The organism is Streptomyces sp. NPDC048565, assembly GCF_040650935.1.
Taxonomy (GTDB): Bacteria; Actinomycetota; Actinomycetes; order Streptomycetales; family Streptomycetaceae; genus Streptomyces.
Genome location: NZ_JBEZIH010000008.1, coordinates 250372 through 265151 on the forward strand (window position 1 = coordinate 250372; position 14780 = coordinate 265151).

The window sequence follows — 14780 nt, forward strand, 5'->3', positions numbered from 1 at the left end:
AACTCAGATCCCCACAGTGAAGCCGTCGGACCAGACTCGCATCTCCTGCATGAGCGCGTCCCACGCACCCGTCAGCAGGAGCACTCCGGTCACGATCATCATGCCGCCGCCGATCCGCATGACCCATGCGTAGTGGCGCTTGACCCAGCCGAACGCTCCGAGTGCCTTGCGGAAGGCGATGGCCGCCAGGACGAACGGGACGCCGAGCCCGATGCAGTACGCCACGGAAAGCACCGCTCCGCGGCCGGCGGTCCCCTGGTCGACGGCGAGCATGCTGACGGCGGAGAGCGTCGGGCCGAGGCACGGCGTCCAGCCGATCCCGAAGAGCGCGCCGAGCAGAGGTGCGCCCGCCAGTCCGGTGACCGGCCGCTTGTGGATGCGGAATTCGCGCTGCGTCAGCCAGGGCATCAGGCCCATGAAGAAGACGCCCATCAGGATCATCAGCACGCCCAGGACCTTGGACAGGGGGCCGCTGTACTCCTGGAGGGTCTGGCCGAAGTAGCCGAAGAGAGCCCCGCCGGAGACGAAGACGACGGTGAAGCCGAGCACGAAGAGGGAGGCACCCGTCACGGTTCTGCCCCGCCGGCCCTGGGCCAGGTCGGTACCGCTGACGCCGGTGACGTAGCTCAGGTAGCCCGGTACGAGGGGCAGGACGCACGGCGAGAAGAAGGAGACGAGGCCGCCGAGCAGGGCGACGGGCAGAGCCACCAGCAGGGCGCCGTTGAAGACGGTGTCGTTGACACCGGTTACCGCGGCCAGTTGGAGCACGGCGTCACTTCTCCGCGATCAACGGGTCGATCATCTTCCGCAGCTTCTCCGCGTCGAGGGCAACGAGGGTGCGGGCGGCGAGCTTCCCGTCCCGGTCGATGACGACGGTCGACGGGATGGCCTGCGGATTCAGCGTGCCCTTCGGGAAACGCAGGAGCAGCTTCCCCGTCGGGTCGTAGAGGCTCGGGTAGGTGACCCCGAAGTCCTTCTCGAAGCTGACCGCCAGGGACTTCTTGGGGTCTCTGGTGTTGACGCCGACGAACTGGACACCCTCGTCCTCGGTCTGCTTCGCCACCTTGGCGAAGTGCTTGGCCTCGGCCCGGCAGGGGCCGCACCATGATCCCCAGAAGTTCAGGACGACGACCTTGCCCTTGTAGTCGGCGACGTCGAGGGCCTTGCCTTCGAGGGTCTTGCCGTCGAGCTTCGGCGCGTCCGTGCGTTCGCCCTTGGCGACGGTGGAGATCCCACCGCTGCCGGTGACGAAGTTCGTGTTGCCGCCGCCGCCCGCCTGCCCGCCACCGCAGGCGGACAGGGTGATGACACCGGCCACAGCGGTGGCGGCGAGCAGGGTGGAGCGGCGTCGGGGTGCACGGCCAGAGCTCATGTGAAAAGTTTCGCATGGCAGTTCCGGGGATCTTGGGCACCCCCCTCGATGCCCGTAAAGCCCCTTGTCAGGCCTGCTTAAAGAAGGTGTTCCAGCCGCCTTCGGGCGCCTGTCCCACCTGAAGGGAACGCAGCTTCGTGAGCACCGCCGGGTCCTGGACGTCGAGCCAGTCGACGAACTGCCGGAAGGAGACGAGGCGCACATCCGGCTTCCCGGCGATGTGTTTGAGCGCGTCCTCCACGGCATCCATATAGATGCCGCCGTTCCACTCCTCGAAGTGGTTGCCGATATAGAAGGGCGCGCGGTTCGTCTCGTAGGCACGCTTGAATCCGGCGATGTACGAGTCGGTGGCCTGGGTGCGCCATCCCGGATAGCGCGACGGCATGCCGTTGGTGGAGTTCTGCGACTGGTTGGCGAGAATGTTGTAGTCCATGGAGAGGACTTCGAAGGTGTGGCCGGGGAACGGAATCCCCTGAAGCGGAAGGTCCCAGACGCCCTGACGCTTCTCGGGCCACATCTGGGTGCCGCCGGGCGAGCTCGCGTCGTAACGCCAGCCGAGCTGCTTGGCGGTGGGCAGGAGATTGTCCTGGCCGAGCAGACAGGGCGTACGGCCGCCGACCAGTTCCTTCCTGTAGTCGAACGGCAGCGGTTCGAGATCGTTCCACCCGGTGTTGGTCTTCCATTCGGTGACGAAGGACACCGCCTGGTCGATCTCGCTCTGCCATTGCTCGGCCGTCCAGTTGCCGACCGATCCGGAACCGCCGCAGAAATGCCCGTTGAAGTGGGTGCCGATCTCGTGTCCGTCGAGCCAGGCCTGGCGGACGTACTTCAGGGTCTGCTTGAGGTGGTCATCGTTGAGATAACCGATGTCCGAGGCGCCCCTGGGGTTGTTGGGCGGACGGTAGAGGGACTTCTTCGACTCGGGCAGCACATAGAGGCCGGAGAGGAAGAAGGTCATCCCCGCGTCATGTTCCTTGGCGAGTTCGAGGAAACGCGGGAAGAGCCCGTTGCCGACCTCACCCGCGCCGTCCCAGGAGAAGATCACGAACTGCGGCGGCTTCTGGCCGGGTTCGAGCGGAACGGGGGCGGCGGGCTGATTCGGCTGTTTTCCGGTGTCGGCCGTGGAGCCGTCACCGATCAGCCTGACCTGTTTCCCGGAGGAGCCGGCGCCGTCCCCCGGCTTTCCTTTGTTGCCTTTCGAGCCCTTCTCGGGCCCCGACGGGCCGTCGTTGGATGACCCGTCGGAGCCACAGCCGGCCAACGAGAGTGCGGCTGCGGCTCCGAGCCCGGCCCCGAGGAGGCCTCTTCGGTTGATTTCACGCATAGCGTCCCCATCTACGGTCGTATTACCTCAAGACCATACAAACTGGCAATGGCTTAGATGAGGAAACCAACACGGTGGTTCCGCCGATAATCACAAAAGTTGTCACGTGAACGGACCCTTGCAGATGCTGCACATGGCCCACAACCCGACGGTCAGCACGGGCAGGCCGGGGCGCCAGGAGGCTGCCTTGCGGGAGCCTGCGGGCCGCCCTACGCCCCGAACGCCTTCGACTTCCCCTTGACCGGCTTCGCACCCGCGAGGAGGTGCGCGGGCACCAGATCCCGGGCGGGCTCGGTGTATCCGACGGACACGATCTCGTCGCCCTGATAGGTGAAGGTCGTCAGCGATGCCAGGGTGCACTGCCGCTTGCGCGGGTCATGCCACAGCCTGCGCCGCTCCACGAAGCTCCGTACGATCCAGATCGGCAGCTGGTGGCTGACGCAGACCGCCTCGTGCCCACGGGCCGCGTCACGCGCCGCGTCCAGGGCGCCCATCATCCGCACGACCTGCTCGACGTACGGCTCGCCCCAGGACGGCTTGAAGGGGTTGGTGAGGTGCTTCCAGTTCGCCGGCTTGCGCAGCGCGCCGTCGCCGACCCCGAAGGTCTTGCCCTCGAAGGCGTTGGCGGCCTCGATGAGACGCCCGTCGGTGGCCAGGTCGAGGCCGTGCGACGTGGCGATCGGCGCCGCGGTCTCCTGGGCGCGCTCCAGCGGGGAGGCCACGACATGGGTGATGTCGCGCTTCTCCAGGTGCTCGGCGACCCGGTCGGCCATCCTGCGGCCGAGGTCGGACAGGCTGTAGCCGGCCCGGCGGCCGTAGAGCACGCCGTCCGGGTTGTGCACCTCACCGTGGCGCATCAGATGGACGACGGTGATGTCCTTCTCCGTGTTCCCGCCGGTCCCGCTCATGCGGCGGCCTCCGAAGCGGCGCGGGCGGCGGCGGGCAGCGCCTCGGCGATCCGTTCGAGCGCCCGCGCGTCGTGGGCGGTCGAGACGAACCAGGACTCGAAGGCGGACGGCGGCAGGTACACGCCCTGCTCCAGCATCGAGTGGAAGAACGCGGTGAAGCGGAAGGCCTCCTGCTTCTTCGCGCCCTCGTAGTCGCGGACCGGCTCGTCGGTGAAGAAGACGGAGAACATGTTGCTCGCCGCCGACACCGTGTGCGCGACGCCCTCCTTGGTGAACGCCTCGCCGACCAGCGAGCGCAGCTCGGCGGAGACGGCGTCGACCTTCGCATACGCCGCGTCGTCCAGCAGTCGCAGCTGGGCGAGGCCCGCGGCGGTGGCGACCGGGTTCCCGGAGAGGGTGCCGGCCTGGTAGACGGGGCCCGCGGGGGCCAGGTGCGCCATCACGTCGGCGCGGCCGCCGAAGGCCGCGGCCGGGAAGCCGCCGCCCATGACCTTGCCGAAGGTCATCAGGTCGGGCCGCACGCCGTCGATGCCGTACCAGCCGGCCTTGGACGTACGGAAGCCCGTCATCACCTCGTCGGAGATGTACAGCGCCCCGTCGGCCGCGCAGATCTCCTTGAGCCCGGCGTTGAAGCCTTCCCCGGGGGGCACGACGCCCATGTTGCCCGGCGACGCCTCGGTGATCACGCAGGCGATCTCGCCCGGCTGCGCGGCGAACACGGCGCGCACGGCGTCCAGGTCGTTGTACGGCAGCACGATCGTGTCGCCCGCCTGGGCGCCGGTCACGCCGGGCGTGTCGGGCAGCCCGAAGGTGGCGACACCGGAGCCGGCCGCGGCCAGCAGCGCGTCGACGTGCCCGTGGTAGCACCCGGCGAACTTCACGACCTTGGCGCGTCCGGTGAATCCACGGGCGAGCCGGATCGCGGACATGGTCGCCTCGGTGCCGGACGACACCAGCCGCACCTGCTCCACGGGCTCGATCCGGGCGACGATCTCCTCGGCGAGCGCGACCTCGCCCTCACCCGGCGTACCGAAGGAGGTACCCCGGGCCACCGCGTCCTGGACGGCGGCGGTGACCTCGGGGTGCGCGTGGCCGAGGATCATCGGCCCCCACGAACACACGAGGTCGACATACTCACGGCCGTCGGCGTCGGTGAGGTACGGACCCGTACCGGACACCATGAACCGGGGCGTACCGCCCACGGCCCGGAAGGCACGCACGGGGGAGTTCACGCCTCCGGGCGTCACGAGGGACGCCCGGTCGAAAAGCGTCTGCGAAACTGGGGCTTCGTATGAATACGCCACTTTGGTCCTGATCTGCGATTCGGAGTTCGGGGGGGGGCCTGCCGGGATTCCCGGCCGCCGGTGAGCGGGGAGCGCGCTCTCCCCGTATGAGGCTCGTACAACGAAAGGGCGTCAGTCTCCTCGCGTCTGCGAAACTGGGGCGTCATGGGGAAAGCTCACACATGCCATGGTGTCAGAGGCGTCGACGGTCTTGCGGACAGGTGTTTCACCGCACGTCCGTGGGGGAGGTCACTGACGATGATCGGGTTGCGCGGCGGGGCTGTGTCTCCTAAGAAGTAGTCGGGTGGATGAGATATGCATCGCGGTGGCGGAGTGGGCGAAGGGACCGACGACCTGGGGCCCGAGCCTGCCCGGCGAGGGCGGCACCGGCGCGAGGCCGAGCGCGCGCGGAACGCGCGGGCGGCCGAGGCCGACGGTTCAGGGACCGACGGTTCAGGGAGCAGGAGCAGTGGACGGGTGGGGGTGACCTACAAATACTTCGGTGCCCCTGACGGGGCCACCGCCGCACGCGTGCCCATTTCCATGCGCCCCGAGGAGCTCGGCGGCGACGAGCTGGGCATGGGCGGCATGTTCAGCAAGATCAAGCCCGAGACGGTGGCGGCCATGGTCCTCACCGGCATACAGGGCATACCCCTGTACAAGGTCCCCCCGCTGGAGCTCGTCGTGCTCCATCCCGACTACGCGGTGGTCAAGCTGCCGATGACGGTGGTCGACCCGCTGCGGGACGTCGGCGAGGAATCCGTCGGCGCCGCGGCCTTCATCTGGTCCACGGTCCCGGACCGTGGCGGCCCCCGCGACGCGTTCAACGTCTACCAACTGCTGCACGAGTGGCAGGACTTCTCCTACCGGCTGCACGACGCGGGCCACCAGGCGTACTGCCTGGTGTGGCCCTGACGCGGCAGCCGGGGTCCCGCCGCGCACCGGCCGGCCGAGGCGCCGGACGGTTCAGCTGCTCCCGGCGAGCCGGCCGGTCAGGGAGCCGTGGAGGTCGGCGCTCCGTTCGTCGAGGCCGATGATCTCCACGCTCTTGCCGCGCTGTTCGTACTTCGTGGTGATGGCGTCCAGCGTCGCGACCGCCGAGGCGTCCCAGATGTGCGCCGCGGTCAGATCGATGACCACCACCGGAGGGTCGGCGGCGTAGTCGAACCGTCCGACCAGGTCGTTGGACGAGGCGAAGAAGAGCTCACCGAAGACGGAGTAGATCACCCGGCCGCCGTCCGGGTCCGTGACCGAGGTGACGTCGGCGAGGTGGGCGACCCTCCTGGCGAAGATGACCATGGCGGTGACCGAGCCGACGACCACGCCGACGGCGAGGTTCTCGGTGGCGACGACACAGACCACCGTGATCACCATGACCACGATCTCCCCCGCGGGCATCCGCCGCAGGGTCCCGGGTGCGACGGAGTGCCAGTCGAAGGTCGCGAAGCAGACCATGACCATGACGGCGACGAGCGCCGCCATCGGGATACGGGAGACGAGCGGCCCGAACGCGATGCACAGCACCATCAGGAAGACGCCCGCGAGGAACGTGGACAGCCGGGTGCGGGCGCCGGACACCTTCACGTTGATCATGGTCTGGCCGATCATGGCGCAGCCGCCCATGCCGCCCAGGAAGCCGGTGACGATGTTGGCGATGCCCTGGCCGACCGACTCACGGGTCTTGCTCGACTGGGTGTCGGTGATCTCGTCGACCAGCTTGGCCGTCATCAGCGACTCCATCAGACCGACCAGCGCCATGGCCAGCGCGTAGGGGGCGACGGTCGTCAGGGTGTCCAGCGTGAAGGGCACGTCAGGCAGACCGGGCACCGGCAGCGACGAGGGCAGCTCGCCCTTGTCGCCGACGGTCGGTACGGCGATGCCCGCGGCGACGGTGATCGCGGTGAGGATGACGATGGAGACCAGCGGGGCGGGCACCGCCCTGGTGATCCTCGGGAAGAGCACCATCAGGACCAGCCCGCCGATGACCAGCGGATACACCGGCCAGGGGACATCGCTCAGCTCGGGGACCTGGCCCATGAAGACCAGGATGGCCAGCGCGTTGACGAAGCCGACCATCACGCTGCGGGGCACGAACCGCATCAGCCTGGCGACGCCGAGCGCGCCGAGTACGACCTGGAAGACCCCGCCCAGGATGACTCCCGCGATCAGATACCCGAACCCGTGCTCCCTGTTGAGCGGGGCGATGACGAGCGCGACCGCGCCCGTCGCCGCGGAGATCATCGCGGGCCTGCCGCCGACGACGGAGATGACGACGGCCATCGTGAAGGCGGCGAACAGACCGACCGCCGGGTCGACCCCGGCGATGATCGAGAACGAGATCGCCTCGGGAATCAGCGCCAGCCCCACGACGAGACCCGCCAGCACCTCGGTGCGGAAGACCTTCGGGGACAGCCAGGAGGGCCGGTGGTCGCGCAGCAGGCCGGCCGGGGACAGTACGGATGAGGGCAAGAGGGGCAAGGGAGGCGTGACCTGTCGTTGCGGAAGTATGGGCGGGTGCGCGCTCCCCGCGGGGCGCCGAGCAACTCTACCCTAACGTTAGGGTAGAGATGGAGACGCCGTCCCATTGTGGCCACGGCGGGAGTCGAGAGGCACAGGGGCACCGTGAGCAGCGAGCACATGCAGATCGGCGAGGTCGCCGCGCGTACCGAGCTGTCGCTGCGCACGATCCGGCACTACGAGGAGTCCGGGCTCGTGGTGCCATCGGCCCGTTCGCGTGGCGGGTTCCGGCTGTACACCGAGGTGGATGTGGCCCGGCTGATGGTCATCCGCCGGATGAAGCCCCTCGGCTTCACCCTGGACGAGATGCGGGACCTGCTGGACGTGGTCGCCCGCCTCGACGCCGGCGGGGAGCCGGCGCCGGACGAGCGCGACGCACTCCTGGAGCGGGTCCGCGCCTACGAGCGGGCCGCCGCCGAGCAGGTCGCGAAGCTGCGGGTCCAGCTGGCGCGGGCCGAGGAGTTCGCCGGGACCCTGCGCACCCGCCTGGACCGGGACGGGCAGCCGGAGGCGTGACCGGGGGCCGGAGCCGCCGCAGGCGTGACGCGACCGGGGGCCGGAGCCGCCGCAGGCGTGACCCTGGTACGGGGCCGCCACGCGACGCCCCCTGGCCGGTGTCCCGGCGGGCGCCAGCCGGGGTCGCGGCCCGTCATGGCCAGCACCCGGTCGAAGGCCGGGGCCCCTGGGGCCACGGGGAACGGCTCGCCGAACACCTTCAACGACTGGCGGCTGGACCTGGCGGGGCTCCGCCCCAGGCCGTCCCCCGGTGGCATCCTGACCAGGTGAACGGACCCGAGATCACCCTCGAAGTAGCCCCGGAACTACGGCTCTTCGTCGCCCACGGCCGGCGCGGTGGGCCCACGGCGCTCACCACGGACGGCTTCTCCACCCTCGGGCACGTCGTGGAGTCCATCGGCGTCCCGCTCACCGAGGCCGGGCAGCTCCTGGCCGACGGCCGCCCCGTGCCCGTGTCCCACATCCCCGGAGCGGGCGAACTGATCGAGGTGCGGGCGGTGCGCCGCCCCCAGCAGGTCCCGGGTGCGCCGCTGCGTTTCCTGCTCGACGTCCATCTGGGCACCCTCGCCCGGCGGTTGCGCCTCCTGGGCGTGGACGCCGCGTACGAGAGCGAGGACATCGGCGACCCGGCGCTCGCCACCCGCTCGGCGGAGCAGCGGCGCGTCCTGCTCTCCCGCGACCGGGGGCTGCTGCGGCGCAGGGAGATCTGGGCGGGCGCGTACGTCTACAGCGACCGGCCCGAGGAACAGCTCCGTGACGTCCTCGGCCGTTTCGCCCCCGTGCTCGCGCCGTGGACCCGCTGCACCGCCTGCAACGGAGAGCTCGCGGACGCGGACAAGGACTCCGTGAGCGACCGTCTCGAACAGGGCACCCAGGCGTCCTACGACGTGTTCGCCCAGTGCACGGTCTGCGGCCGGGTGTACTGGCGGGGCGCCCACCACTCCCGTCTGGAGGCCGTCGTGGCGGACGCCGTGCGCGAATTCGGCGGGCCGGACGGCCGGCCTCCGGGCCGCGACCGCTGAACCCCTGCCCGGGGCCCCGCCTATCCTGGCCAGGTACCGATCAGCTGCCCGAGGAGTTCGACATGGCCGCCACCCCCATCGCCGTCATCACCGGCGCGAGCAGCGGCATCGGCGCCGCGACCGCCAGGCAGCTGGCCGCCTCCGGCTACCGCGTGGTGCTCACCGCGCGCCGCAAGGACCGCATCGAGGCACTCGCCGCCGAGCTCACCGAAGCGGGCCACCAGGCGACGGCATACGCCCTGGACGTCACCGACCGTGCGGCGGTCGACGAGTTCGCCACGGCGTTCCGGTCCCTGGCGGTCCTGGTCAACAACGCCGGCGGAGCGCTGGGCGCCGACCCCGTCGCTACGGGCGACCCCGCCGACTGGCGCCAGATGTACGAGACCAACGTCATCGGCACGCTCAACGTCACCCAGGCCCTGCTCCCCGCCCTCACGGCGAGCGGGGACGGCACCGTCGTGATCCTCTCCTCGACGGCCGGCCTCTCCACCTACGAGGGTGGTGCCGGTTACGTCGCGGCCAAGCACGGCGAGCACGTGCTGGCGGAGACCCTGCGGCTGGAGATCGTCGGTACCCCGGTCAGGGTGATCGAGATCGCGCCCGGCATGGTCAAGACCGAGGAGTTCGCCACCACCCGCTTCCGGGGCGACGCCGAGAAGGCCGCCAAGGTCTACGCGGGCGTCGACGCCCCGCTCTCCGCCGACGACGTGGCCGACACGATCAACTGGGCCGTCACCCGCCCCAGCCACGTCAACATCGACCTCCTGGTGGTCCGCCCCCGCGCCCAGGCCTCCAACTCCAAGGTCCACCGCACCCCGTGACGTCCCACGGCGGCCCAGGCACGCGGAAAGGGGCCGGCGGAAAGCCGGCCGGCCCCTTTCTCAGCCCTTCACGCAGACGACCTGCTTGAGCTTCGCGACGACCTCGACCAGGTCCCGCTGCTGGTCGATGACCTGCTCGATCGGCTTGTACGCGCCCGGGATCTCGTCCACCACCCCGGAGTCCTTGCGGCACTCCACACCCCGCGTCTGGTCCTCCAGATCCTGCGTGGAGAACTTCCGCTTGGCCGCGTTCCTGCTCATCCGCCGGCCCGCTCCGTGCGAGGCGGAGTTGAAGGACTTCGTGTTCCCGAGGCCCTTCACGATGTACGAGCCGGTCCCCATGGAGCCGGGAATGATCCCGAACTCCCCCGAGCCCGCACGGATCGCGCCCTTCCGGGTGACCAGCAGGTCCATGCCTTCGTACCGCTCCTCCGCCACGTAGTTGTGGTGGCAGGAGATGACCGGCTCGAACGTGACCCTGGCCTTCTTGAACTCCTTCCGGACCACGTCCTGGAAGAGGCCCATCATGATCGATCGGTTGTACTTGGCGTACTCCTGGGCCCAGAAGAGGTCGTTGCGGTACGCCGCCATCTGCGGGGTGTCCGCGACGAAGACCGCCAGGTCACGGTCGATGAGGCCCTGGTTGTGCGGCAGCTTCTGGGCCTGGCCGATATGGAAGTCGGCGAGCTCCTTGCCGATGTTCCGGGAGCCGGAGTGCAGCATCAGCCACACCGCCCCGGCCTCGTCGAGACAGAACTCGATGAAGTGGTTTCCACTTCCGAGCGTTCCCATCTGCTTCGTGGCACGCTCCTGACGGAATTTGACCGCTTCGGCGATCCCGTCGAACCGCGACCAGAAGTCGTCCCAGCCACTGGTGGGGAAGCCGTGGAGCCGGCCCGGGTCGACCGTGTCGGCATGCATCCCCCGGCCCACCGGGATCGCCTGCTCGATCTTGGACCTGAGCCGCGAGAGGTCTCCCGGCAGGTCGTTGGCCGTCAGCGACGTCTTCACCGCCGACATCCCGCAGCCGATGTCCACGCCCACCGCGGCCGGGCAGACCGCACCGTGCATCGCGATCACCGAGCCGACCGTCGCACCCTTGCCGTAGTGGACGTCCGGCATGACCGCGAGGCCCTTGATCCAGGGCAGCGTGGACACGTTCCGCAGCTGCTGCATCGCGCCGTCCTCGACGGACGCCGGATCCGCCCACATACGGATGGGAACCTGCGCACCCGGTACCTCTACATATGACATAACTCCTCGATTCCCCCGAAAAAGACTCAAAGCGCAAAACCGGTGCCGAGGTCGGCATACAGGTCGGCCGACCGGCATTCACAGCAGCGCGTGCGATACACATTGTGTCCATCGGCCGCCATCGCGCGGCAACCCGTTTTCGTACCGAAGGGAGCCTGGGACCGTGCGACACATGGCGTACGTACCCGGCGTCGCGCTTCTCGCAGCGCTCGTCGCCGGCTGCAGCGCCGGCTCCGACGCCGGCGACCCCGACGCCGACAGCAAGCCCGGCAGCCCGACGGTCACGGCCGCGCCTCCCGGGAAGTACAAGACGCTGCCCGAGTCCTGCCGCGCCGTGCCCCGCTCCACGCTCAAGGACCTGCTGCCCGGCGCCGCCGACCTGTCCGATGAGCAGCAGGACAAGGTGTACGAGGGCACGGCCACCGTCACCTACGACACCGACCGCAAGGTCGGCTGCCGCTGGAAGTCGGACGGCCCGGACTCCACCCGGAATCTGTCCATCGACTTCGAGCGCGTCGTCTCGTACGACCCCGCGGTGAGTGACGACGCCGGCGCCCGTGAGGTGTACGCGAAGAAGGAGGACGCCGCCGACCTCCCCACTTCGGCCGGCGTCACACCCAGCGGGACCACCGGCGCATCGTCCTCCGCTTCGAGCGGCAGCACACCGTCCGGCTCCCCGGACGGCAAGGCGTCCCACACACCCTCCGCCGACCCGTCAGACAGCGGCACCGACACCGATCCCGAGTACGACCTCCGGCCGCGGCTGCTGGACGGGCTCGGGGATGCGGCGTTTCTGGATGATTCGCTCACCCGGGCAGGTTCCACCGCACGGCACCGCACCGTGAGCGTGGTATTCCGCACATCGAACGTCATCGTGTCCGTCCACTACACCGCGCAGCCGGACAGCGTCACCGAGGTTCCCGACAGCAAGGAACTTCAGGAGAAGGCCCAGGCCCTGGCGCGGAAACTGGACGAGGCACTCAACGACTGACCGGCCGCCGGGCGGCCCCGGGCCGGTGCCCGGCGCCGCCCGGGGCCATCCGGCCGAAGGCGGCATCCGGTCGCCGTCCGTCGTACCGTGGCCCCCGACCGACGTAGGCCCCGGCCGACGTAGCCCGACGTACCGCCCGACCACCCGCACGACCGAGACCGCCGTGCCGTCCGAGTGAAGGAACCATGCACCGATCAGCCCCGCGACTGTCCCGCATACTCGCCTGCGCCGCCGTTCCGGTGATGCTCGTCGTCGCCGGCTGCTCGTCGGACTCCGGCGACACGAAGGGTTCCGACTCCTCGGCCTCCGCGAGCGCGGAGAAGTCCGAGAAGGCCGTCGAGCCCGCGAAGTTCACCGAGCTGCCCGACGCCTGCGACTCGATCGCCAAGAAGTCGATCGCGGACCTGGTCCCGAAGGCCAAGACCAAGGGCGGCACCCCGGGCAAGTCGAGCGACACCGCGAGCCGCGGCGGCTGCTCCTGGAACGGCCTGGACGACAACGGCGTCAAGGGCTCGCAGTACCGCTGGCTCGACGTCGGCTTCACCCGCTTCCCCTCGGACCAGGCCCTGGGCAGCGGTGCGAAGCGCGCGACGGACGAGTACACCAAGCAGGTCTCCAAGACGCAGGCGACGGAGAAGGCGAAGAAGGTCTCGGCCAAGCCCGTCTCCGGCCTCGGTGAGCAGGCCACCTCCGTCACGTACGCCCTCAGCAAGTCCGACGAGGACTTCGAGTACGCGACGGTCGTGGCCCGCACGGGCAACGTCGTCGTGAGCGTCACCTACAACGGGGCCGGCTTCGCCGGCGCCAAGTCGCCCTCCGCCGCCACCATCCTCAAGGGCGCCCAGAAGGCCGCAACGGAGGCCGTCGCCTCGGTCGGCGACAGCGCGGGGAAGTCGTCGTCCCCGTCCGCGTCGCCCTCCAAGTCCGCCAAGTCCACCGGGAAGGCGTCAGCGAAGGCCTCCGAGAAGGCCGACGACAAGTCGTGACCTGAGCCTGGACGGAACGCCGACTCCCCTGCCCAGGGGCGTCTTGACGAAGCCCGGCACTCCCGCGAGTGCCGGGCTTCGGCCCCTCCCCACGCAACACTCCAGCCCCGCATGTGCCAGGCTGTGCCCGCGCCGGATGCCGAAGTGAAGGCCGGTTCATCGAAGTCGGGAGGGGATCGCGGGTGGCCGCAATGCAGCTGACACGCACACACCGCGTACTCATCGGGGTCGTCGTCGCCGGCGCCGTGCTCATCGCCGCGATCGGCTTCGCGGGCTCGTACACCGCCGTCCGCGACCTCGCGGAGGAGAAGGGCTTCGGCGAGTTCTCGAACGTCTTCCCGATCGGCATCGACGCCGGCATCTGTGTCCTGCTCGCGCTGGACCTGCTGCTGACCTGGATGCGCATACCCTTCCCGCTCCTGCGTCAGACCGCCTGGCTGCTGACCGCGGCGACGATCGCCTTCAACGGCGCCGCCGCCTGGCCCGACCCGCTGGGCACCGGCATGCACGCGGTGATCCCCATCCTGTTCGTCGTCGCCGTCGAGGCCGCACGGCACGCGGTGGGCCGGATCGCGGACATCACGGCCGACAAGCACATGGAGGGCGTCCGCCTCACCCGGTGGCTGCTCTCCCCCGTCCCCACCTTCAAGCTGTGGCGCCGGATGAAGCTGTGGGAGCTGCGCAGTTACGAGCAGGTGATCAGGCTCGAACAGGACCGGCTGATCTACCAGGCCCGCCTCCAGGCCCGCTTCGGCCGCAGCTGGCGCCGCAAGGCACCCGTGGAGTCGATGATGCCGCTGCGGCTTGCGAAGTTCGGCGTCCCGCTCGCCGAGACCGCCCCGGCCGGCCTCGCCGCCGCGGGCATCGAGCCGGCTCTGCTTCCGCCGGCTCCGGCAGACGTGCAGAGCGAGCAGCAGCCCCAGCTCCCTTACGCCCCACAGGAGCAGACGCAGGAACAGACGCAGGAACAGACACAGCAGGGGTACCGGCAGGGGCAGCAGCAGCCGGAGCCGCAGCATGAGCAGTACGGCCCGTCGGACCGGCTGGACCGCTCCGGCCGGCAGCAGTTCACGCAGGAGCAGCACGAGCAGTTCGAGCAGTTCGAGCAGGAGCAGTACCCCCAGGAGGGCCCCGGCTCGCACGACAGTCCCTGGTTCGCCGCCCCGAAGGTGCCGGACGAGGCGTACGAGGGCGCGTACGACCCGACGTACGACGAGGGCCTGGACCCCGCCCCCGTGATGATCCCCTCGGGCCCGGGGCGGACCCGCCCGCTCGGCAATGTCGGCACGGCCGGCACCTTCCCGCACCCCCGCGCGGCGGAACCGGAGCAGGAGCAGCCGCAGCCGCAGCCGCAGCAGGAGGAGGAGCAGGAACCCGAGCAGCAGGGCGGCCCCGCTCCGCAGGAGGGCGACCCGGCCGAGTGGGCCGAGGCGGAGATCGAGTTCAGCGAGATCGCGTACGACGTGTTCACCGCGTACACGCATCAGCACCAGGACTACCCGAGCGCCGAGGTGCTCGACATACACCTCTCGGACGGTCACAACGTCCGCCATCCGCGCAGCGCCGCGCTGCTCCGTCGGCTGCTGCCCGGCTTCAAGCAGCGCTTCGACAGCGAGATGGCCGCGGACCACATCGCCTGAAAGAGCTTGAGAGAGGAGGAGGGGCGGGGGGGGGGGGGGGCCGCCCCCCCCCCCCCCCCCCCGGGGGGTAGCCAGCTGCACCGGCAGCTACCACTCACAGCCGCCCACCCCGCGATGCCAGGGCAGACAGTCCCGCCGAGACGGGC

At 69.8% G+C, this 14780-nt stretch carries 14 protein-coding genes and 1 pseudogene; 7 read left to right on the forward strand and 8 right to left on the reverse strand.

Annotated elements, in window-relative coordinates; genetic code table 11:
* Nucleotides 1–3 precede the first annotated feature (3 nt).
* The 5 genes from AB0C75_RS13135 to hemL form a co-directional block, all read right to left on the reverse strand.
* Nucleotides 4–768: a cytochrome c biogenesis protein CcdA gene (locus AB0C75_RS13135; RefSeq protein ID WP_362890031.1), complete on the reverse strand. Its 765-nt coding sequence runs from the start codon at nucleotides 766–768 to the stop codon at nucleotides 4–6.
* Between the two features lie 4 nt (nucleotides 769–772).
* Nucleotides 773–1372 (reverse strand): TlpA disulfide reductase family protein, encoded by a 600-nt coding sequence (locus AB0C75_RS13140; RefSeq protein WP_362890034.1) that lies wholly within the window; start codon nucleotides 1370–1372, stop codon nucleotides 773–775.
* 67 nt (nucleotides 1373–1439) lie between these two features.
* On the reverse strand, nucleotides 1440–2696 hold the full coding sequence (locus AB0C75_RS13145; protein WP_362890036.1) for a hypothetical protein: 1257 nt from the start codon (nucleotides 2694–2696) through the stop codon (nucleotides 1440–1442).
* A 209-nt stretch (nucleotides 2697–2905) separates the two neighbouring features.
* A complete protein-coding gene (locus AB0C75_RS13150) occupies nucleotides 2906–3604 on the reverse strand; it encodes a histidine phosphatase family protein (protein ID WP_362890038.1) in 699 nt (232 codons plus the stop codon).
* Entirely contained in the window at nucleotides 3601–4908 is a 1308-nt protein-coding gene (gene hemL, locus AB0C75_RS13155) for a glutamate-1-semialdehyde 2,1-aminomutase (protein ID WP_362890040.1), read from the reverse strand. Before hemL ends, AB0C75_RS13150 begins: the two co-directional genes overlap by 4 nt.
* Before the next feature lie 294 nt (nucleotides 4909–5202).
* Between hemL and AB0C75_RS13160 the strand changes: the two genes are divergently transcribed.
* Nucleotides 5203–5802 (forward strand): hypothetical protein, encoded by a 600-nt coding sequence (locus AB0C75_RS13160; protein ID WP_362890042.1) that lies wholly within the window; start codon nucleotides 5203–5205, stop codon nucleotides 5800–5802.
* A 51-nt stretch (nucleotides 5803–5853) separates the two neighbouring features.
* On the opposite strand, the gene AB0C75_RS13165 is transcribed toward AB0C75_RS13160, so the two are convergent.
* On the reverse strand, nucleotides 5854–7356 hold the full coding sequence (locus AB0C75_RS13165) for a SulP family inorganic anion transporter (protein ID WP_362890044.1): 1503 nt from the start codon (nucleotides 7354–7356) through the stop codon (nucleotides 5854–5856).
* Between the two features lie 153 nt (nucleotides 7357–7509).
* Here AB0C75_RS13165 and AB0C75_RS13170 point away from each other — a divergent pair, with 153 nt between their 5' ends.
* Complete coding sequence (locus tag AB0C75_RS13170) at nucleotides 7510–7920, forward strand: MerR family transcriptional regulator (protein ID WP_362890046.1); 411 nt, start codon at nucleotides 7510–7512, stop codon at nucleotides 7918–7920.
* A 107-nt stretch (nucleotides 7921–8027) separates the two neighbouring features.
* On the opposite strand, the pseudogene AB0C75_RS13175 reads toward AB0C75_RS13170, so the two are convergent.
* A pseudogene (locus AB0C75_RS13175) lies at nucleotides 8028–8129 on the reverse strand (TIGR03086 family protein); the annotation flags it as partial.
* A gap of 57 nt (nucleotides 8130–8186) precedes the next feature.
* On the opposite strand from AB0C75_RS13175, the gene AB0C75_RS13180 reads away from it, so the two are divergent.
* A complete protein-coding gene (locus AB0C75_RS13180) occupies nucleotides 8187–8942 on the forward strand; it encodes a Mut7-C RNAse domain-containing protein (RefSeq protein ID WP_362890048.1) in 756 nt (251 codons plus the stop codon).
* A 62-nt stretch (nucleotides 8943–9004) separates the two neighbouring features.
* A complete protein-coding gene (locus AB0C75_RS13185; protein WP_362890050.1) occupies nucleotides 9005–9763 on the forward strand; it encodes an SDR family oxidoreductase in 759 nt (252 codons plus the stop codon).
* A gap of 60 nt (nucleotides 9764–9823) precedes the next feature.
* On the opposite strand, the gene AB0C75_RS13190 is transcribed toward AB0C75_RS13185, so the two are convergent.
* Nucleotides 9824–11017 carry an RtcB family protein gene (locus AB0C75_RS13190; RefSeq protein WP_362890052.1) on the reverse strand — a complete coding sequence of 398 codons (1194 nt, stop codon included), beginning with the start codon at nucleotides 11015–11017 and terminating at the stop codon, nucleotides 9824–9826.
* 172 nt (nucleotides 11018–11189) lie between these two features.
* Between AB0C75_RS13190 and AB0C75_RS13195 the strand changes: the two genes are divergently transcribed.
* From AB0C75_RS13195 to AB0C75_RS13205, 3 genes are all read left to right on the forward strand, one after another.
* Entirely contained in the window at nucleotides 11190–12008 is an 819-nt protein-coding gene (locus AB0C75_RS13195) for a DUF3558 domain-containing protein (RefSeq protein ID WP_362890054.1), read from the forward strand.
* A 185-nt stretch (nucleotides 12009–12193) separates the two neighbouring features.
* Entirely contained in the window at nucleotides 12194–12994 is an 801-nt protein-coding gene (locus tag AB0C75_RS13200) for a DUF3558 domain-containing protein (protein WP_362890056.1), read from the forward strand.
* A 182-nt stretch (nucleotides 12995–13176) separates the two neighbouring features.
* The gene (locus tag AB0C75_RS13205) at nucleotides 13177–14634 is read left to right on the forward strand and encodes a DUF2637 domain-containing protein (protein ID WP_362890058.1); all 1458 of its coding nucleotides are present in this window, start codon (nucleotides 13177–13179) and stop codon (nucleotides 14632–14634) included.
* The last annotated feature ends 146 nt before the right edge of the window (nucleotides 14635–14780 follow it).

Bases quoted from the DNA above. Each gene is read 5' to 3' on its own strand.
- AB0C75_RS13140 (WP_362890034.1), bottom strand. From the start codon at position 1,372: ATGAGCTCTGGCCGTGCACCCCGACGCCGCTCCACCCTGCTCGCCGCC.
- AB0C75_RS13145 (WP_362890036.1), bottom strand. From the start codon at position 2,696: ATGCGTGAAATCAACCGAAGAGGCCTCCTCGGGGCCGGGCTCGGAGCC.
- AB0C75_RS13150 (WP_362890038.1), bottom strand. From the start codon at position 3,604: ATGAGCGGGACCGGCGGGAACACGGAGAAGGACATCACCGTCGTCCAT.
- AB0C75_RS13160 (WP_362890042.1), top strand. From the start codon at position 5,203: ATGCATCGCGGTGGCGGAGTGGGCGAAGGGACCGACGACCTGGGGCCC.
- AB0C75_RS13185 (WP_362890050.1), top strand. From the start codon at position 9,005: ATGGCCGCCACCCCCATCGCCGTCATCACCGGCGCGAGCAGCGGCATC.
- AB0C75_RS13190 (WP_362890052.1), bottom strand. From the start codon at position 11,017: ATGTCATATGTAGAGGTACCGGGTGCGCAGGTTCCCATCCGTATGTGG.
- AB0C75_RS13195 (WP_362890054.1), top strand. From the start codon at position 11,190: ATGGCGTACGTACCCGGCGTCGCGCTTCTCGCAGCGCTCGTCGCCGGC.
- AB0C75_RS13200 (WP_362890056.1), top strand. From the start codon at position 12,194: ATGCACCGATCAGCCCCGCGACTGTCCCGCATACTCGCCTGCGCCGCC.